At 45.2% G+C, this 17,541-nt stretch carries 17 protein-coding genes; 4 read left to right on the forward strand and 13 right to left on the reverse strand.

Annotated elements, in window-relative coordinates; translation table 11 throughout:
* Genes CXF81_RS12245 through CXF81_RS12255 form a run of 3 tightly spaced genes read left to right on the forward strand, consistent with a single transcriptional unit; the run spans nucleotide 1 to nucleotide 4,826 of the window.
* A complete protein-coding gene (locus CXF81_RS12245; protein WP_101181632.1) occupies nucleotides 1-2,079 on the forward strand; it encodes a hydantoinase/oxoprolinase family protein in 2,079 nt (692 codons plus the stop codon).
* Nucleotides 2,072-3,937: a hydantoinase B/oxoprolinase family protein gene (locus CXF81_RS12250; protein ID WP_101181633.1), complete on the forward strand. Its 1,866-nt coding sequence runs from the start codon at nucleotides 2,072-2,074 to the stop codon at nucleotides 3,935-3,937. Before CXF81_RS12245 ends, CXF81_RS12250 begins: the two co-directional genes overlap by 8 nt.
* Before the next feature lie 49 nt (nucleotides 3,938-3,986).
* Complete coding sequence (locus tag CXF81_RS12255) at nucleotides 3,987-4,826, forward strand: SGNH/GDSL hydrolase family protein (RefSeq protein ID WP_101181634.1); 840 nt, start codon at nucleotides 3,987-3,989, stop codon at nucleotides 4,824-4,826.
* A 3-nt stretch (nucleotides 4,827-4,829) separates the two neighbouring features.
* Here CXF81_RS12255 and CXF81_RS12260 read toward each other — a convergent pair whose 3' ends face one another.
* The 3 genes from CXF81_RS12260 to leuC all read right to left on the reverse strand — a co-directional run bounded on the left by CXF81_RS12260 (nucleotide 4,830) and on the right by leuC (nucleotide 7,574).
* A complete protein-coding gene (locus CXF81_RS12260) occupies nucleotides 4,830-5,453 on the reverse strand; it encodes an isochorismatase family protein (protein ID WP_101181635.1) in 624 nt (207 codons plus the stop codon).
* Nucleotides 5,454-5,520: 67 nt separating this feature from the next.
* Entirely contained in the window at nucleotides 5,521-6,135 is a 615-nt protein-coding gene (gene leuD / locus CXF81_RS12265) for a 3-isopropylmalate dehydratase small subunit (RefSeq protein WP_101181636.1), read from the reverse strand.
* On the reverse strand, nucleotides 6,132-7,574 hold the full coding sequence (gene leuC, locus CXF81_RS12270) for a 3-isopropylmalate dehydratase large subunit (protein WP_101181637.1): 1,443 nt from the start codon (nucleotides 7,572-7,574) through the stop codon (nucleotides 6,132-6,134). The genes leuD and leuC overlap by 4 nt, the downstream gene beginning before the upstream one ends.
* Before the next feature lie 227 nt (nucleotides 7,575-7,801).
* Here leuC and CXF81_RS12275 point away from each other — a divergent pair, with 227 nt between their 5' ends.
* Nucleotides 7,802-8,683, forward strand: a complete 882-nt coding sequence (locus CXF81_RS12275; protein ID WP_198556393.1) for an oxaloacetate decarboxylase — start codon at nucleotides 7,802-7,804, stop codon at nucleotides 8,681-8,683.
* A 128-nt stretch (nucleotides 8,684-8,811) separates the two neighbouring features.
* Here CXF81_RS12275 and CXF81_RS12280 read toward each other — a convergent pair whose 3' ends face one another.
* The 10 genes from CXF81_RS12280 to CXF81_RS12325 all read right to left on the reverse strand — a co-directional run bounded on the left by CXF81_RS12280 (nucleotide 8,812) and on the right by CXF81_RS12325 (nucleotide 17,538).
* Entirely contained in the window at nucleotides 8,812-9,669 is an 858-nt protein-coding gene (locus CXF81_RS12280; RefSeq protein ID WP_101181638.1) for an SDR family NAD(P)-dependent oxidoreductase, read from the reverse strand.
* 11 nt (nucleotides 9,670-9,680) lie between these two features.
* Nucleotides 9,681-9,989: an REDY-like protein HapK gene (locus CXF81_RS12285; RefSeq protein ID WP_101181639.1), complete on the reverse strand. Its 309-nt coding sequence runs from the start codon at nucleotides 9,987-9,989 to the stop codon at nucleotides 9,681-9,683.
* Between the two features lie 74 nt (nucleotides 9,990-10,063).
* On the reverse strand, nucleotides 10,064-10,468 hold the full coding sequence (locus CXF81_RS12290; protein WP_101181640.1) for a nuclear transport factor 2 family protein: 405 nt from the start codon (nucleotides 10,466-10,468) through the stop codon (nucleotides 10,064-10,066).
* Between the two features lie 41 nt (nucleotides 10,469-10,509).
* On the reverse strand, nucleotides 10,510-11,904 hold the full coding sequence (locus CXF81_RS12295; protein WP_157825554.1) for an MmgE/PrpD family protein: 1,395 nt from the start codon (nucleotides 11,902-11,904) through the stop codon (nucleotides 10,510-10,512).
* The gene (locus tag CXF81_RS12300) at nucleotides 11,885-12,277 is read right to left on the reverse strand and encodes a hypothetical protein (RefSeq protein WP_101181642.1); all 393 of its coding nucleotides are present in this window, start codon (nucleotides 12,275-12,277) and stop codon (nucleotides 11,885-11,887) included. Before CXF81_RS12300 ends, CXF81_RS12295 begins: the two co-directional genes overlap by 20 nt.
* Entirely contained in the window at nucleotides 12,274-13,488 is a 1,215-nt protein-coding gene (locus tag CXF81_RS12305; RefSeq protein ID WP_198556394.1) for a class I SAM-dependent methyltransferase, read from the reverse strand. Before CXF81_RS12305 ends, CXF81_RS12300 begins: the two co-directional genes overlap by 4 nt.
* A 22-nt stretch (nucleotides 13,489-13,510) precedes the next feature.
* Entirely contained in the window at nucleotides 13,511-14,428 is a 918-nt protein-coding gene (locus CXF81_RS12310) for a VOC family protein (protein WP_101181643.1), read from the reverse strand.
* Nucleotides 14,429-14,430: 2 nt separating this feature from the next.
* A complete protein-coding gene (locus CXF81_RS12315) occupies nucleotides 14,431-15,450 on the reverse strand; it encodes a DUF1838 family protein (RefSeq protein WP_198556395.1) in 1,020 nt (339 codons plus the stop codon).
* Nucleotides 15,451-15,653: 203 nt separating this feature from the next.
* Nucleotides 15,654-16,598: a polysaccharide deacetylase family protein gene (locus tag CXF81_RS12320; RefSeq protein WP_101181645.1), complete on the reverse strand. Its 945-nt coding sequence runs from the start codon at nucleotides 16,596-16,598 to the stop codon at nucleotides 15,654-15,656.
* Nucleotides 16,591-17,538: a polysaccharide deacetylase family protein gene (locus CXF81_RS12325; protein WP_101181646.1), complete on the reverse strand. Its 948-nt coding sequence runs from the start codon at nucleotides 17,536-17,538 to the stop codon at nucleotides 16,591-16,593. Before CXF81_RS12325 ends, CXF81_RS12320 begins: the two co-directional genes overlap by 8 nt.
* Nucleotides 17,539-17,541 lie beyond the last annotated feature (3 nt).

A 17,541-nucleotide genomic window follows, 5' to 3' on the forward strand; every position in this document is an offset into this window, starting at 1 on the left:
ATGAGTTACAGGTTAGGTGTGGACGTCGGCGGCACTTTTACGGATTTACTGCTGATAAATGAAAAAACGGGTGAAACCCATTCAGCCAAAGTTCCTTCTACACCTCAGGATCCCTCAATTGGTGTGCTAAACGGGATAGACCGTTTGTCAGCTGTTTCTGGTGTAGCGCTGCATAATATTCACAGGGTAATGCACGGCACCACTATTGCTACTAACGCTGTACTCACGGGCAAAGGTGCAAAAGTAGGCTTGGTGACAACTAAGGGTTACAAGCAAGTATTACAAGTGGCCCGCTCGTTTTGTCCAGGTGGTTTGGGTGGATGGGTTAGCTTTGTCAAAAAGCCGCTGTTAGCGCCATTGGAATTAACCATAGAGGCTGATGAACGAATCGCAGCAGATGGTAGTGTTGTACGGGAACTCAATGAACATAGTTTTCGCATTGCACTTAAGGCCTTGCACGCTAAAGGCACTGTTGAAGCACTGACTATCTGCTTTATCAATTCATATTTGAATAGTAACCACGAACAACAGGCACGTCAGATTGCTAAGCAAATCTTCACGGATATTCCCATTTCAATCTCTAGTGAAGTAGTTCCTGAAATGCAGGAGTATGAACGCACTGAGACTACGGTAATTAATTCATATGTGCGTCCAGAAGTGGCCAATTATATTGATAATCTACAGGCGGCCTTAGTTGACCGAATGGGCGAGTCGGTATTGTTGTCGATACTTCGTTCTGATGGGGGGTTAGCATCAGGTAGCAGCGCCGCGGAAAAACCAGTTAACTTATTACTTTCAGGCCCTGCAGGTGGGGTTACTGGCGCGATCTTTTTTGCTAGCAGAGGGGGTCACAACAATGTGCTTACCTTTGATATGGGTGGCACATCAACAGACGTAGCCTTGATTCAAAATGCCAAAGCAAGAATAAGACGTGAAACCCAAGTTGGCGATGTCACCGTACGTTCGCCCTCGGTCGACGTGCGCACCGTTGGTGCTGGCGGCGGGTCAATCGCGTTTGTACCTGAATTAACTAAAGCATTGCGCGTTGGACCTGATTCAGCAGGTGCAGTGCCCGGCCCAGCCGCCTACATGAAAGGGGGAACGGCTCCAACTGTATGCGACGCGAATGTTGTACTCGGCTATTTACCCTCAGATGTGCAACTTGGCGGCGCAATGAAAATCGATAAACAAGCCGCTGTTAATGCGGTGCAAACTATTGCAGACGCTATGGGCATTAGCTTGATGGCAGCCGCAGAAGGTATCGTTAAAATTGCTAACGAAGCCATGTTAGGCGCGTTGCGAGTGGTATCGGTTGAACAGGGTTTCGACCCGCGTGATTTTGCTTTAGTCGGTTTTGGCGGTGCAGGCCCTTTGCACGCAAATGCGATGGGTATTTTGACCAACGCATGGCCAGTGATTATTCCCCCTGGACCCGGCGTATTGTGTGCCTACGGCGATGCCACAACGCGAGTGCAAGATGAAGCATCGCGTACTTACGTCACACTCGTAAAAGACATAAACGAAGACAAGTTACTTGCTGATTTAAGCACATTGCATATCAAAGCGAGTGAGTCATTGTTGAATGACGGCATTGCCCCCGCAGAATTACTAGTAACCTTTCAGGTTGATTTACGTTACATCGGTCAGGCCTTTCAACTGACCATTGAGTTTGCACTTGAAGAATTACAACAAAAAGGTGTGTCTTTGTTTATTCAAGCATTTGATAAAGAGCACACTCAGCTATTTACCTTTGCGTTAGATGATGGGCATGAGGTGGTTATGTTAAGAGCCGTTGTGCATGCTAAAACTGAGCCTATCCCGGAGCTAATAATGAAGCATAAAGGTGTTGATTTAAAAAGTGCAAAAATATGCGATACCGAGTTCTTTTTTGCTGGTCAAACACACCAAGCCGTTATTTATGATCGCGGACTACTGGGCCCAGGCATAACGGTGCCCGGCCCTGCTATTGTTAATGAAATGGACTCAACGACTGTCATTCTACCTGGTTACGAAGCGTCTACCGACTCGGTCGGAAACCTACTTATCAATTCGATTAAAGGGTCCAATTATCATGCTTAGCAAATTAATAGAGACTAACAAAGCGCCTTTTAACAAAGTCGACGTCGACCCAGTTAATGTAGATATTATTGAAAATGCATTATCTAATGCGCGCGAAGAGATGGACGCAGTCTTATTTCGTACCGCTATGAGCCCGGGCATCCGAGAACAGGGCGACTGTTTTCCAATCATCGCAAACCGCGACGGTAAAATGGTCGTTGGTCAATTTGGCTCATTTATAAAGGGATTTTTAGACGCGTACACGGGACAAATCGAAGAAGGCGATATTATTCTGACTAACGACCCCTATCTGTGTAATGCCGCGGTTAGCCACTTACCTGACTGGATTGTGTTGGTACCAATTTTCAAGGATGGTCGCCACTTAGCGTGGTCTGCAATGTTTGGACATATGTCTGATAACGGTGGCATGGTGCCGGGCAGTATACCGATTAAAGCTGAGACGGTTTTTCAAGAAGGGATCCAAATTCCGCCGACTAAATTGTATAAAAAAGGCGTATTGCAACACGAAATTTTAGAATTGATTTTGCGCAATGTGCGCACACCACAATGGAATCGCTTTGATTTAAATGCCTTAATTGCTTCATGCAGAACGGCCGCAAAACGCTGCGTAGAATTGGCTGAGCGTTTTGGTGATGATGTTTTTAATAGCACTATGGATATTATTCTTGAGCGTAATTTAATTGCGATGACCCACATCATTAAAATGATTGTGCCAGAATCGCCCCGCGTGTTTGAAGACTATATTTGCGATGACGGCATGGGTATGGGGCCGTACAAACTGAAATGTACAATGTGGCGTGAGGGCGACAAAGCCTTCTTCGATTTCGACGGCACGGATCCTCAAGCCCAAAGCTCGATAAACTTTTATCTTAATGAAGAGCTATTCAAAATGTTTTTCGGCTCGTTTACAATTAACATGATTGATCCACAAATCGTGTTCAACGACGGTTTTTACGAGTTAGTTGAAGTACGAGTACCCGAAGGCTCTATACTTAAACCCAAGTATCCTGCAGCGCTGTCGGGGCGAACCCATGCGCTGGGCCGCGTATTTGATATATTGGGTGGGCTATTAGGGCAAGGTGCTCCCGAAGCAATGAATGCCGCCGGCTTTTCCGACAGCCCGCATTTGTTCTATTCAGGCTATGATGATAATAATGAATGGTTTCAGTTGTTTCAAATAGGATTTGGCGGTATTCCCGGCAGGCCGGTTGGTGATGGTTTAGATGGTCACTCCTTGTGGCCCGGCTTTACCAATGTGCCGAATGAATTTATTGAAGCGTATTTTCCGCTGCGAATAAATACCTATGAGACTATCGCTGATTCAGGAGGCGCAGGATTACACCGAGGCGGAAACGGTTTGTGTGTTGCCTACGAATTTCTAAACAACGGTAAAATTGCTATCCATGACGACCGCTGGTTAACTTATCCTTGGGGCGTTAACGGCGGCAAGCCAGGTTTACGTTCCTCAAAACTCTTGATCCGTAAAGACGGTAGTCAAGAATACTTGGCGGCTAAGTGTGATGACATCGTTGTTAAAAAAGGCGACGTATTATACTTTAATACTTGGGGTGGCGGTGGCTGGGGCGACCCGCTAAAACGCAATCCGGAGCTAGTGTTGACCGATGTTAATCGAGAGCTTGTTACTATTGCCGGTGCGCTTGAATATGGTGTGGTCATAGCGAATAACGCGGTAGATAGTGATAAAACCGCAGCGCTTCGCCATAAAATATCAACTGAAAGGCCAGAAATACAACTGTTTGAGCGTGGTGGTACTATTGAAGAAATTAAAGCTAGATGCCTACAGGAAACCCATTTGGAACCTCCAAAAACCCCGGTATTTCACGCAGCAGGTGCCTAATTAAATATTTTTTCGTCAGTTAATAAGTGTATTAATTAAGGTTAATTTTATGCGAAAGACAATCGTCTCTATTGTAATGTGCAGTTCGCTATTTACTGTGATAGCTGTTTTCTCTAGGGACTCTCTGGCTGCAGAACTCAAAAAAGGCGCCAACTATGTGGCGCTCGGTAGTTCATTCGCAGCAGGACCTGGCATTGCGAGCCAACTGGGATCCTGTGGTCGATCGGACCACAATTATTCACACCTAGTCGCTAGTGCACTGAGTCTTAAGCTAACTGATGTGACCTGCAATGGTGCGACCATTGCTAATATACTTGATACATCTCTCGGTGATTCTGCTCCTCAGATAGACTCCGTCAATCCCGATACAGCTCTGGTTACGGTTACCATTGGCGGCAATGACATCAGGTACACCTCATCGACTTTCACCTGCGCAGGAACAGCGGCAAACGAGAATTGCTCTGCTAATCTTGATCAGGCAATGATTAAGGATGCCGTAAACCAACTCCCCGTCAAGCTCGGTGAGATGCTCGATGCCATCAAAGTAAAAGCGCCACAGGCTAGCATTGTGCTAGTGACCTATCCTCGTGTTTTCTCCTCCGACGCAACAAGCTGCAGTGAACTCGACTTAGGTGCCGACGACACCGTCTATCTTGCTGCTCTGGGGCATAAACTACAAGCGGCCTTCGTAAGCGCTGCATCCAGCAGGCAGATCCTTATCGCGGATGCCTATGTGATTGGAGAATTTCATGGGCCCTGCGCTGCTACTGAACGTTGGGTTAACGGTGCGACTGTTGCAGAAACCGGCATTCCTTTTCACCCTTCAGCTAAAGGGCATATTGAGATGGCGCGACTTGTGTTGGCTGTATTGGGCGGTAACGAGGACTAAAATTTACAGTTCTCCTAAGAACTTTATAATTTCTTGTTCACTTATTACGTCACCATATTTAGCATTCATGTCAAATAAATTAGCGTTGTGCGGGTCGTCGTGGCGGTCGCCACAGGCCTGCTCGACCACTATGGGTATGAAACCGTTTGAGCACGCGTCTACGCATGTCGCCCGAACACAGCCACTAGTGGTTAAGCCAGTAATAATAGCAGTGTCGATGCCCGCAGCGTGTAAGGTTGATGCCAGTGAAGTAGCAAAAAAGGCACTGGGATACTGCTTGGAAATCACCAATTCATTGTCCGAGGGAACTAGGCCCTTTGGCCATGCGCCCATAGGTGAACCTTCCAAAAAATAACGAAGTGGAGCTGCCTTTTGGTAAAAACGGCCTCCGTTAATGCCTGATTTATGATATACAACATTGGTATAGATGATTAAAATTCCGGCTTTGCGAGCAGCATCTCGAACTCGAATAGCAGATGCTAGTGTGTCGTCTACGCCCGCATACAAGTCACAAGACTTATCAAAATATGCTTCAACAAAGTCGACTAAAATTAAGGCGGGCTTATGACCAAAGCCAATCCGCGTGTCGTAAACATTTGCATAGTTGTCCGCAGCTTTTGTGCTCATTGACGTGTGTCTCCAATAGTGCTGTTAACGGTGCTGTAGTTAGTAAAATTAATGGCGAGCTTAATAATCATATTGATTCAAAAATAGGTTGCCACAACCAGGGTTGGCTTTGTTTTTGCGCAGCCTCAAAGCTGTCAATATCGGCGCTGTCATTTTTAAGCTGTAGGCCAATTTCATCGAGCCCTTTGAGCAGCATATTTTGATGCTGTTGGCTTATATCAAAGGTGATAGTTGGTCCACCTTGAACGCTGAGTTGCTTGCTGTTTAAATCGACGTGGAATGAGTGCAAGCTTTCGGCTGCACTCATCAATACCTGATAATCGTTGTCAACTATCACTATGGGAAGTATGTGATTGTTAATACAATTTGAATAAAATATTTCGCCGAAGCTTTTAGCAATAATGCAGCGGAAGCCAAAATCATGCAGTGCCCATACTGCTTGCTCGCGGCTGGAGCCACAACCAAAGTTTTCACCGGCCAATAAAATTTGTGCATCTTTGAATGTTGGGTGATCAATTACATGCACTGTGTTGTTTGATCCGACGCGTTTATCATAGAATAAACACGCACCAGCGCCTTGCTTATCTATTCGTAATAAAAACCGCCCAGGATAAATCGCATCAGTATCAACGTTATCTTCAGCCAAGGGCACGGCTTTGCTGATTAAGGTACTAAAACTCATAGCAACTTCCTCACGTCGGTTATTTCGCCAGTAATTGCTGCAGCCGCAGCCATAGCTGGACTCATTAGATGCGTTCTGCCACCGACACCTTGTCGGCCCTCAAAATTGCGATTTGAAGTAGAAGCGCAGCGTTCGCCCGGCACTAGCCGATCATTATTCATTGCAACACACAAAGAACAACCAGGTGAGCGCCATTGCAGGCCGGCTTGTGTGAACACTTTATCCAAGCCTTCTTTTTCTGCCTGCAGCTTTACTTGACCGGAACCCGGCACCACGATGGCAATAACGTTACTAGCCACTTGGCGACCCGCAACCACAGCAGCAGCAGAACGTAAATCTTCAATGCGACTATTGGTGCACGAACCAATAAATACTTTATCAACTTTGATACCCGCAATGGGAGCGCCTGATTTTACTTGCATATAGGTCAGCGCTTTTTGCCAACTTGCCTCTCTTGCTTGATTTCTTACTTGATTTCTTGCTTGATTTCTCGTTTGACTTTGGGCTTGCGTGTTGACATGCGTCGGCACATTGGCAGAAATAGGCACAACGTGCTCGGGGCTAGTCCCCCAAGTCACCATTGGTTCAAGTTGGCTTATATCAATACTTACTTCGCGGTCAAAATGGGCTTCGCGGTCGCTGCATAATTGCCGCCAATAACACAGCGCGTCTTGCCAATTTTGGTGCTTAGGGGCAAGCGGGGATTGAGCAAGGTACGCATAGGTTTTTTCATCGGGCGCAACTAAGCCTACCCGCGCGCCTGCTTCAATAGTCATATTACATAAGGTCATTCGTCCTTCCATCGACAATGCCCGGATTTCATCACCTGCATACTCAATGGCATAACCTGTGCCGCCGGCGGCGCCTATTTTTGCGATAACCGACAGCGCTAAATCTTTGGCACTGCAAAAAACAGGTAAACAACCGATGAACGTAATGCGCATTGTTTTTGCTTGTATCTGCTTTAAACACTGAGTAGCGAATACTTTTTCGCATTCACTAGCGCCTATGCCAAAAGCGAGACACCCAAATGCGCCATGAGTGGCGGTATGCGAATCCCCGCAAACCAGGGTTGTACCTGGCAAAGTAAACCCTAATTCCGGACCAACGACATGCACAATGCCTTGGCGTGCATCATCGACAGGGAAGTAAGTTATACCGGCCTCAAGAGTATTATCTACTAAGGTTTGAATTTGTATGCGGGCTTCGGGATCTTCAATGTACTGCTTATTTTGAGTCGGCAATACGTGATCGACCATGGCTAAGCACTTTTGCGCTTGTCGCAGGCCAATGCCTCGCGCCCTTAATGAACTGAAAGCCACAGGGCTACTGACTTCCTGAACCAAATGACGGTCAATATAGAGTAAACACGAGTTGTCGTTGTATTGTTTGACAACGTGGCTATCCCACAGTTTTTCGTACAAGGTTTTGGCGGTCACATTCTCTTCCTTTGTCCCACTTGCTATGCGCTCGTTAGTATTTCATCAGGCCCAGCACACAGTTAAGAAACAATAGTTGTGGTAGACTAAGTTGAATTATGTATAATGTCATAACAATATAACTAATAGTTGCGAAAGTACAGCCTTATTAGAGTCTTGTGCACTTATCAATTGACATTGGGTGACTCGGCTTTGGTTAACTAACCGTATAAAAGAAATTGAGTAAAATGATGAGTAATAAATTGACTATTAAACAGAAAATTCAGTCGGGTGAATTTTTCAGTGTTCCGGGTGTTCAGGATATGATTTGTGCGGTTATGGCTAAATCCGTAGGATTTGATGCGGTATATGCATCGGGCTATTGGTTGGGTGCTTCTGCCTATGGCTTACCCGACGCAGGCATCACAACATATACACAAATGCTAGATAGGGTTTCAACATTGGTCAAAACTATGGAGGGCACTGCAAGCGTTATTGCAGACGCCGATACTGGCTACGGCGGCTTATTGAATATGCGCGAAACCGTGCGCGGCTTCGAAGCGGCAGGGGTCGAAGTTATTCAGATTGAAGATCAGGAATTTCCTAAAAAATGCGGGCATACGCGTAATAAAAGAGTAGTGCCGACTGACGTTATGGTGCGCAAAATAAAAGTGGCATTAGAAGCAAGGTGCAACCCAAATACATTGATTGCAGCGCGCACCGATGCGCGTCAAAGTGAAGGCTTTCAAGGCGCATTAGATAGAATGAAAGCCTACGCAGAAGCAGGCGCAGATATCCTTTTTCCAGAGGCTTTAGAAAGCGAAATTGAAATGCGTGATATGTGTAACGCAATTGATAAGCCCTTAATGGCCAATATGGCCGACGGTGGTAAAACGCCAATACTCAGTGCTCAGAAGCTAGCCGATATCGGCTTCGCGTTTGCCATATTTCCTGCAGCTACTTCACTGGCTGCAGCCGAATCGATAAAACAGATTTTAAGTCATATCAAACAGACTGGCTCAAGCTATAAGACAGAGGTTCCTATGTATGATTTTAATGAATTTTGTAGTCTTATTGGTTTTGAAGATGTGTGGGAATTTGAACGTCGTTGGCTTGAGACCAAGGACTGAAATACTCCAGTTGAAAATGCTAGGCCTCATGTAAGGGCTTGCCTTCGCGGCAAACTAAAGCGCCGCGGTAGGTTATCTACATTACCCCTGCGGCAAATTTCCTAATCTAGTTTGTATGACGAATACCCTTAATGATACTCCTCACCTCCTGATACATTCATACACTCACCGGTAATATAGCCGGCTTCGTTAGAGCATAGAAATGCACAGGCCTTAGCGATATCTTGCTGTAAACCAGGTCGTCCCATGGGGATCCTAGCACGCATATCAGCCATGTACTTTTCATAGCCTTTGCCTGTTACATCTGAGAAATGACTGTTTTGCCATGCACCTAAACCCGTTGTCACGTGGTTAGGGCAAATGGTGTTCACATTAATACCATGTTCACCTAGCTCCATTGCGGCCACCCGTGTTAATCCCACTACACCATGTTTTGAGGCGGTGTAAGCACTCGCGTGAGCAAAAGCAGACTTAGATGCTTGACTGCCAATGTTAATGATCTTGCCTTTAATACCGTGCTTTAACATTACTCTCGCAGCATACTTAGTACCTAAAAATACGCCTCGCAGATTGACCCCCAACACCGCATCCCAGTCGTCATCGGGCATATCCACAATAGCGTTCATAATGTAACCAATACCGGCATTATTAACCCAAATATCTAGGCTACCATAGGTGTCTACGGCAAATTTTGCAGCAGCTTCAATATCGCTGGCCTCAAGCATATTGCATACAAAGCACTCTGCTTCACCGCCGTCTTGACGTATTTCATCAACTATTTGCTGCATCTCACTTTGACTGCCAATAGCATTTTCAGGCATATGGCTGCCGCTAGCTTTACCTATATCAGTGATGACGACTTTAACGCCCTCTGAGGCCAGACGTTTTGCCATTGCTTCGCCTAAGCCTTGGTGGCGACCGGCACCTGTGATAACGGCAACTTTACCGGCTAACTCTTTATAAACGGGCGTATTATTAGTAGACATGAAACTCTCCTTTACAGCGACTCGCTGACGATAAAAGTTGGATTGTCGGCAAACGCTTGAAACTCGTCAGCGACTTTCTTCATAACGTCTGTTGAGACTTCTTCGAAAAATAATGCTTGATCACGTAGTTCGATGATCTCTACATATTGATAAGGCGGAGATTGCTCAGAACCTAATAATTGGGTGCATTGAAGTATCTCAAAGTTGACCACCGATTTAAGTTTATTCACAGTAGGAAGATCGGTAGTTTTTGCCCAGTCTTGATAGACCTTTGTATCAACGCCTTTGCGTAAATTAAATAATACGACAAGTTTGGTCATTGTATTCGCCTCTATATTTATTCAGGTTTATTTATCCAGGTTTATTGATTCAGGTTTAGATAGTATCCAGCCGCTTACTCACTGCCTTCGTGAAAGCCAGCGCTTAATGCACCGCTGTTATAGATAATGATTTCTTTAAACAGTTGCTGCTCATCTGCGTGGAAAATGTTGCAGTTTTTCATGTGAATGGTGTCTCCCTCGTGGGGGACTAATGTGACCTCAAAATAGGTCACTATAGATTGAGCTAGTTCATCAACAATGTGTCTGTAATTACGAAAATAAATATTTTTAAAGGTTTTGAATACGTCCTTTAAATGCACATCTAAGGCTGCCCTGCCGGTGTATCTGAAAGGTGCTGCTGGAAACCACATTAAGCAATCATCGCTTACGGTATCTAGGCATTGCGCTAAATTGTGCTCATTACAGCCTTCAAAATAAGCCACTGACATAGCGATAAGTTGTTCTCGGTCAAGTTTCATTTATGTCCCTTTGAATTTAGTCATTAGATTAACCGCTAAGCTTATTTGCCCGCGGCACAGTCGAGCAGCACAGAGCAATCATCTAGATCTTGTATTTCTTGGCAAATCGCTATTAACTGTTCTGGATCAGCATCAGGTAAGCCTAAAGAAAAACAGTATCGAACCTTATTCTCACGCTGAGCTTTTGACAGCGGATTGCCCGGTGAGCCCAATGGTTGGTCGCAATCAGCCTTCAGCACAGTGCCGTCTCTAAGCACAATTTCCATTCTTTGCGGTCCAAGTGCGTTATTGTCCGGATTGCCATCATGATGCAGGCTAATCCTGTTGCCTAAATCAGCTATTGCGTCGTCTGCAAATGCCTCCGCAGAGTACCGACGCGGGTCAATATCTCCATCAATTAGCATTAACGGGGCAACAAAACGTAAACATAATCGCGCGTAGGAGGGCGTCATCTCAGGAGTGGGTGGGCGGCCAACAAGCAATAAAACGAGCTGCGGCATATATAAGTGAATATGCTCAATGTCATCAATTCTCATACTATGCTCACTTTGAATTCGCCGAATCATGGTAAGCGTCGCTTGTGTAGCTCGACCAGCTGGGTATGGCTTGTGTGCCATTTCGGTGATTTTCATGGGCTTGCCTAAGTTATCAAGCATGCCTTGAATATCCCCACCTGACTCGAATAGCTGGAAATACCCAAATCGTCCACCAATAATATCTACTGGGCCTGTCATGCCTGCTGCGACCATGTCGACCGACATATGGGCCGTTCTAGCCGCAACCCCTATTTGCATAGGCAATGCCATGGAACCTTCCCAGTGTGCCTGCATGGTTCCTGAAACCTGGCTATAAGCTAAACCAAGGGCGTTTTTAGTTTGCTCTCTATCAAAATTTCGCAGCCGCGCCATGGCCATGGTAGCGCCCATTACTCCTGCTGCTGATGGCCGAAAAAAGCGTGGGCTTGAAGTGCTATTTCCACCAAAAAATACGGCAACTTCAACTGCTACTATTAGCGCAACTATCAGGTCTTTTCCGCTTACTTGTTGGCTATCTATTTCCGCCATCAATGCACTTACAGGCGCACATAACGCAATTACCACCGAGGGTTCGTGCAGTCCGTCCCACTCTAGTGCATGGGTTTGCACGCCGTTAACAAAGGCTGCAGAGGTTCGCGATAGTTTGACCTTAGGACGTCCAACTACCCGGATTGACCCCGTTTCAGACCAACTTTGCGCCGCACTAAGGGCTTTGTCGGTAGCATCGTAAGTTGTTCCGGCTATACCTACAGCGATGGTGTCCATCAAAAATATCTTAGCGCTTTGAATGGCTTGATCAGGTAATTTCTCAAAGTCGATATCCACCACAAAATCGACAAGTTGCTCTACCAGCTCAATATGCTGTATGCGATTATTGAGCTCATCCATTGTCGGGATCACTCAATTTGTCTGCCATGTCGCTCATACTCGATTGATCGCCAGACATTGCTTCAACTGCTTGCTGCAATGGTCTCAGCACGCGTGCGCTATATTCAACTTGAGCCAGCTGTCTGGTTTGCCCCGTCGCGGCATCGGGTTCATATTCTTCTACCTCGTTACTACCTATTAGTCCCTTGCTTACCAGAACACGTTCAAGACTGTCGATACGTTCGCGCGCTACAGCAAGCTCTGCCATTAATGCCATCGTGATTGAAAAATGTTGTTCAGCCATGGGGTCAGAAAAATACTCAGGGCGTTTACCCTGTGATTTGGCGTTCGCCATTTTAGCAATAGTCGCGGCGTCAAAGGGTGATTGTGTGGTCTGTTTTTTCATGATTTTTCCTTCCAAGCACCGTAGGCATGCCAAGCAGCTGAGCGACCGTAGTCTTCTTCTTGGCCTAAACGTGATTCAGCAAATAGTGTTGTGTTAATAATGCCGCGCATAGCCGCGAGAAAGATATTTTCTGATTGTAATCCAGAGTCGATTAATGCTTGTTTCATATCGATACTGTGCATAGCCGTCCAAAAAGGTTCGTTGTTGTTGTAAGCATCCCAGTCACGCATAAATTGCTCAAATACCGGCATTGAATCGTCGTATTGTGGTTGTTCTAAATGCACGGTTAAGCCGCCCGGTTTTATGACGCGATAGGCTTCTTTTAAAATTTTTGGTAATGCTTTGGCGGATAGCTCATGTAGAAAAATACTGCTAAGTACCCAATCAAAACTGCTGTCGCTGAATTGGGATAAGTCCTCCCCCGACATTTGAATAAATTGGATGTTGTTCACGCCCAAGGACTTTGCCCTAGCATGAGCGTAACGCAGCATAGGCGCTGAAATATCAATGGCGATAATTTCGGCGTCGGGAAACGCTTGCGCAATTGGCACAAGACTGTGTCCGGCAGCGACGCCTATGTCTAAAATCCGCTTTGGCGAAAAGTCTGATGCGTTGGTTTTTACCCAATTGGCAATCGCCAAGCCTGCGCCATCACACAGACCACCAATCGTGCCGCCGGTGGTTACAAAAAAGCCGGTGTCGTAATTGGCTGCAGGGGCAACATCACCGGTGACTAATTCAGTGTAGTAACTACCCGGCATACAATGATGATCGATGTTTGCTACATAAGGTGGAATAGTTATTGATGAGTTTAGCGTCAAGTTACTATCTTGATCATTTAGCTTAGCCGCGCGCTGCGCCAGTTCTTCAATTTGACGCAACACGATAGCTCGGCCCGTTTGCTGCCTAACTTCCATCAAGTTTCGCCTGACTGCGCCCCACATGTTATGGAACGGATTCGAATTCATAAGCTTGCGTACTTCATGCCGTGTTTTTGGTGCGCGTTCATGTTGCTGTGTAAACTGCGCTAAGGCTTGAGTTTCATAGGCTAACTTATTGCCCGGCGCAATAGTCGAGGCGACAACGCGGTAGCACGCAGCTAAAAAGTTCATTCTAGCGCGTTCATCATGATTTAATTCAGGATACACGCCATGTTTTTGAGCCGCTGATATGGGTGGTGGAATATCAAACACAGGTTTCTTAGATTTCAAAATTCACTCCCAAAAATATAGCTTATACAATTTCTATTAGTTCGATACATTCTGATACCGCACCCCTAATTAGCGCCGCTTTGCGCCCTTGATATACGACACTGGTAAGATTGTCGGGACTCGAACACATCTTGTCTGCAATGGGTAATTGATCAATATTGTCGACTAATATAGATACCATTGAATTTCCTGGTGGAAGCCAACCAGAATGGACAGGTCTAACTTCGGCGTGCGCAGGGTATTGGTCTATTTGTGCGAAAGGAGTTCGGCCTTTTTGCACCATCGTAATAGTTTGTTCTGTTTGCACAGGAAGGTTGAACGCTCGATTGATTAACGAATACCTAAGGTGATGTGTACCCGAACGATCTAAAGCTAAATTATGTTGATATTCTAGGGCTGATGCCTCGCGATCCTTAGCCGCAAGTACGACGATGAAAAGCTGGTCAACAGTGCATTTTGCAGTGGGTAGATCGGCGTCGGCGTCTGAATGATTGACCTGATTTAAAAATAATATCTCGCCGTCTGGACCGATTACTTGCATCGGAATAAAGCTCGTAAAACCATCTACGTACTTGGGTGGCCCAACAATATCGAACTCACTGCTTTGTAGCTTAACAGCTAATGCAAATACGTCAGCTACCGTAATTTCAAAAGCACTCCAGCCGTAACTTGTGGCCGGCACAAAACTAGCCATCTTTGGTACTTCGATGAGTCGCAGCAAAGCAGGTCCGCCAGCAGACGCTTGCAGCACGACATATTTAGCGTCGTGCATCTTAGGCAAGCCCCATAGTGCTGCCAACTGTGCGTCAATTTGGCCTGTTTCAATGAGCACAAAATCTAGATAATCTCGGTAAAGCGTTAGTGATTTACCGAGATCAGATACTGAAATTGTGCCGCACCTAATTTGCCCATGCTGTTCAGATTTAGATTCCCCCGCCATGGCTACTTTTTAACCGGAGCAGGTGTTTGTTCTACAGCATAGTGTTCTAAACTAGACCAGCTTGGATCTTCCCATTTAGTTGGCGCATTGAAATATGTAGGATGGTGCTTCTCAGCATACGCCCGAATCTTTGGCGACATCATATCGGTATTGTTATAACAGCCCATCATGCAGTCGTAGGAGATATGTCCATCTGCTTGGCCCATTAACATCCACGGTAACCAAGGGGTAATGCGCGTCCATGAACCTGAAAACTCCAGGCCGGTTATAGCGGGGTCAGCTAAGTCTTCTCTGTCCAGCACATAATTGAACATTTCTGATACTTGGTTCATTTTACCTGCTGATTCTCTTGGCCACTTTTCCGGTTGCAATGCAGAAGGGTAAAACAGATTAATGCTACTCTGCATTAGCACTTTATTATTACCAACCTCTGTCCAAGGCAGTATAAGTGGAACTTTAGGTGGTCTATCTTTATCATTCAAACCTCCGTATGAGGGAGGTTGTGAACGAAAAGCGGTAACCACATGATTAAATGGGTCATTGGCAATATGCACTACTTTTACTACTTCATCGAGATAGGGATTGTAATACTCATCCATCACCTCACCTGTTTTTAAGTCTGTATAATAACCAACTTCTCTCAGTAATTTATTATAGGTACCGTCGCCGTTATCTTGCAGTCGAGCAAAAGAAAAGCCTTCAAAGCCAAATAAATCATCAATTTTTTTGCCCGGCCTTACGCCTTTAACTGTGCCCTTATACCAACCAAATTTTTGTTTACCGAAGTCTAAATCACCCATGATTCTGGCAAAAGCATCACGATTCCAGTTGTTATCATTGTATTTAAGCGTTGAATAATCTACTGGGTTGGTGTGCCCTTTAGCAGCGCTACTGGTCATGGCCATTGCTTGGCCAATACTGGCGCCGACAGCACCACCACCAATTAACATGCCCGCTTTTTGAATAAAATCTCTTCTAGAGTTAGTCGTTTTTGGCGCAGGTTTATTTGGCTTATCTTTCATATCTATTTCCCTAAGGGTAAAAATTTTACTAAATGGTGGACGGGTCATTCCATCAATTTCTGATGAGGCAAAAACTTACCCGTAATTATATTTGTTATAATAGTATATCATTAGTTTATTACCTGCAACTAGATTGATTATTATTGCAACAAAATTTACGTGAAAGGAGAATTGGCTGAATTTTAATTAGCAGTACGTAAACTTTAGCGTGGATTTTGTTGATCCCAGCTTTGCATTATTTCACTAGCTGATGCTGACCATACTCCCGGCTTATCCATAATATGTGCCAAGGTATCTTCTAGATATTTGATTCGGTGGGGTTGACCTAGTAACCAAGGGTGAATATTGATACCTAATATTCTACCACCTTGAGTTTTTGCTTCCTCCAGCAGAAAATCGCAGGCATCACAGACTTGTTCGCTCCATGATTGCTCAGAGTGTTGATTATTAATAATCACGAAACGGTCTTCTAGCTCATTAGATAAAGGCATAGCAATCAGCGATTTACTATCGGTATTATAATGATAGGGCATATCATCGTTAACCCAATCGCAAAAGTAATCGATGTTGTGTTTCACTAAAATATCAGGCGTATTTTCAGACTCGTTTCTAGCAGGACTCAGCCACCCTGTAACTGCTTGTCCAGAAAGCTCACGAAGCTCATTTAAAGCGCGTTCTACTAGTGCGTCTTCTACAACTATATCTTGTCCAGAATAATGCAGAGCATCCATATGATAACCATGACAGAGTATTTCATTGCCGCGCTCTTTTAGAATGTCCATCAGATATGGGGTGCGTTGGGCTAGTCGGGTATTGAGTGCAAATGTGGGCGTAATTCCGTATTTATCAAATGCTTCTAAAAACCGAAAAATACCCACTCTGTTGCCGTAATCGCGCAGTGAGTAGTGGCGTAAATCGGGATAAGGCATGGTCATTCCACCGGGCACTTTAAATGGGATCCCCTGCTGATCTAATGGAAAGTATTGAACTGCAACATTTACCCAAATGGCCAATGACGCTGCGTTCGGCCATTTTACCGGCTGACGATTTTGCAACATTGACCAAGAGTAACGGTCGTGGTCCATTCCATAGCTTCTATGTGGATAATGCAAATAATCGGCTGGCAATCCTTTATCATTTTTACTCATGATTATTGCCTTTCTTTGCGCTGATGTCTGCTAATACTGTCTCGTAATATTTATCAATAAAATAGCTCGCTATTTCTTTGCCGGTGGTTACCCAAACGTCGCTGTGGCCGGTGATATATTCAAGTGCTTCTTCGAAGGCTTTTAAACGGTGTGGACAACTTACTTGATAGTTATGCGTGGGAATACACATAATAGTGCCGCTTTGAGCACCTTCTTGATACAACCTATCAAAGTTACGTTTGAGCTGTTCGCCATAACGCCTAGGTTCAATTTTATTCACTGCAAAAGCAATGGTGTCGTTCATTTCCAATGAATAGGGAACGGAAACAAATTTCTTTTCGCTACGCAGCTTTATAGGTGTTGGTTGATCATCATGAAATAAGTCACAGGTGTAGAATGCTGCTTGGTCGCCAAACAGCTCAGTACCCACTTCGGCAAACAAATCTAGCGTTTGCTCGGAATGAGATAACGCGGGAGCAAGATAACCTGCACACTTTTGGCCAGTGTGTTTGTGTATACTCAACATTGAGTCTCTGATCATCGATCTTTCTTGCTCGCCAGACATACCATAGGTGTATCGAGTGTTATAAATACCGTGACTAAAAAATTCCCAATCGCGTTCGCGACAGGCGGCAATAATTTCAGGGTGATGGTCACACAACGCGGTGGACAAGGAAATAGACCCGCGTATGCCATACTTATCTAACAGATTCATTTGCCGACTATGACCCACTCTATTACCATAGTCTCGAATACTATAGCCAGCCACAGCAGGACTGGCTTGCGGCCATGCTTGACGGTAGGGATTATTGGGTGGATTAAGCTCGTAGTATTCGATGTTTGGTGCAACCCAAAATGCTACCCGAGCACCATTTGGCCACGTTATTTTTGGACGATTATGATAGGGCCAATAATCGTAAAACTCTGGGTCTTCGCGCATAAC

Source organism: Glaciecola sp. 33A, from assembly GCF_002836745.1.
GTDB lineage: Bacteria > Pseudomonadota > Gammaproteobacteria > Enterobacterales > Alteromonadaceae > Glaciecola.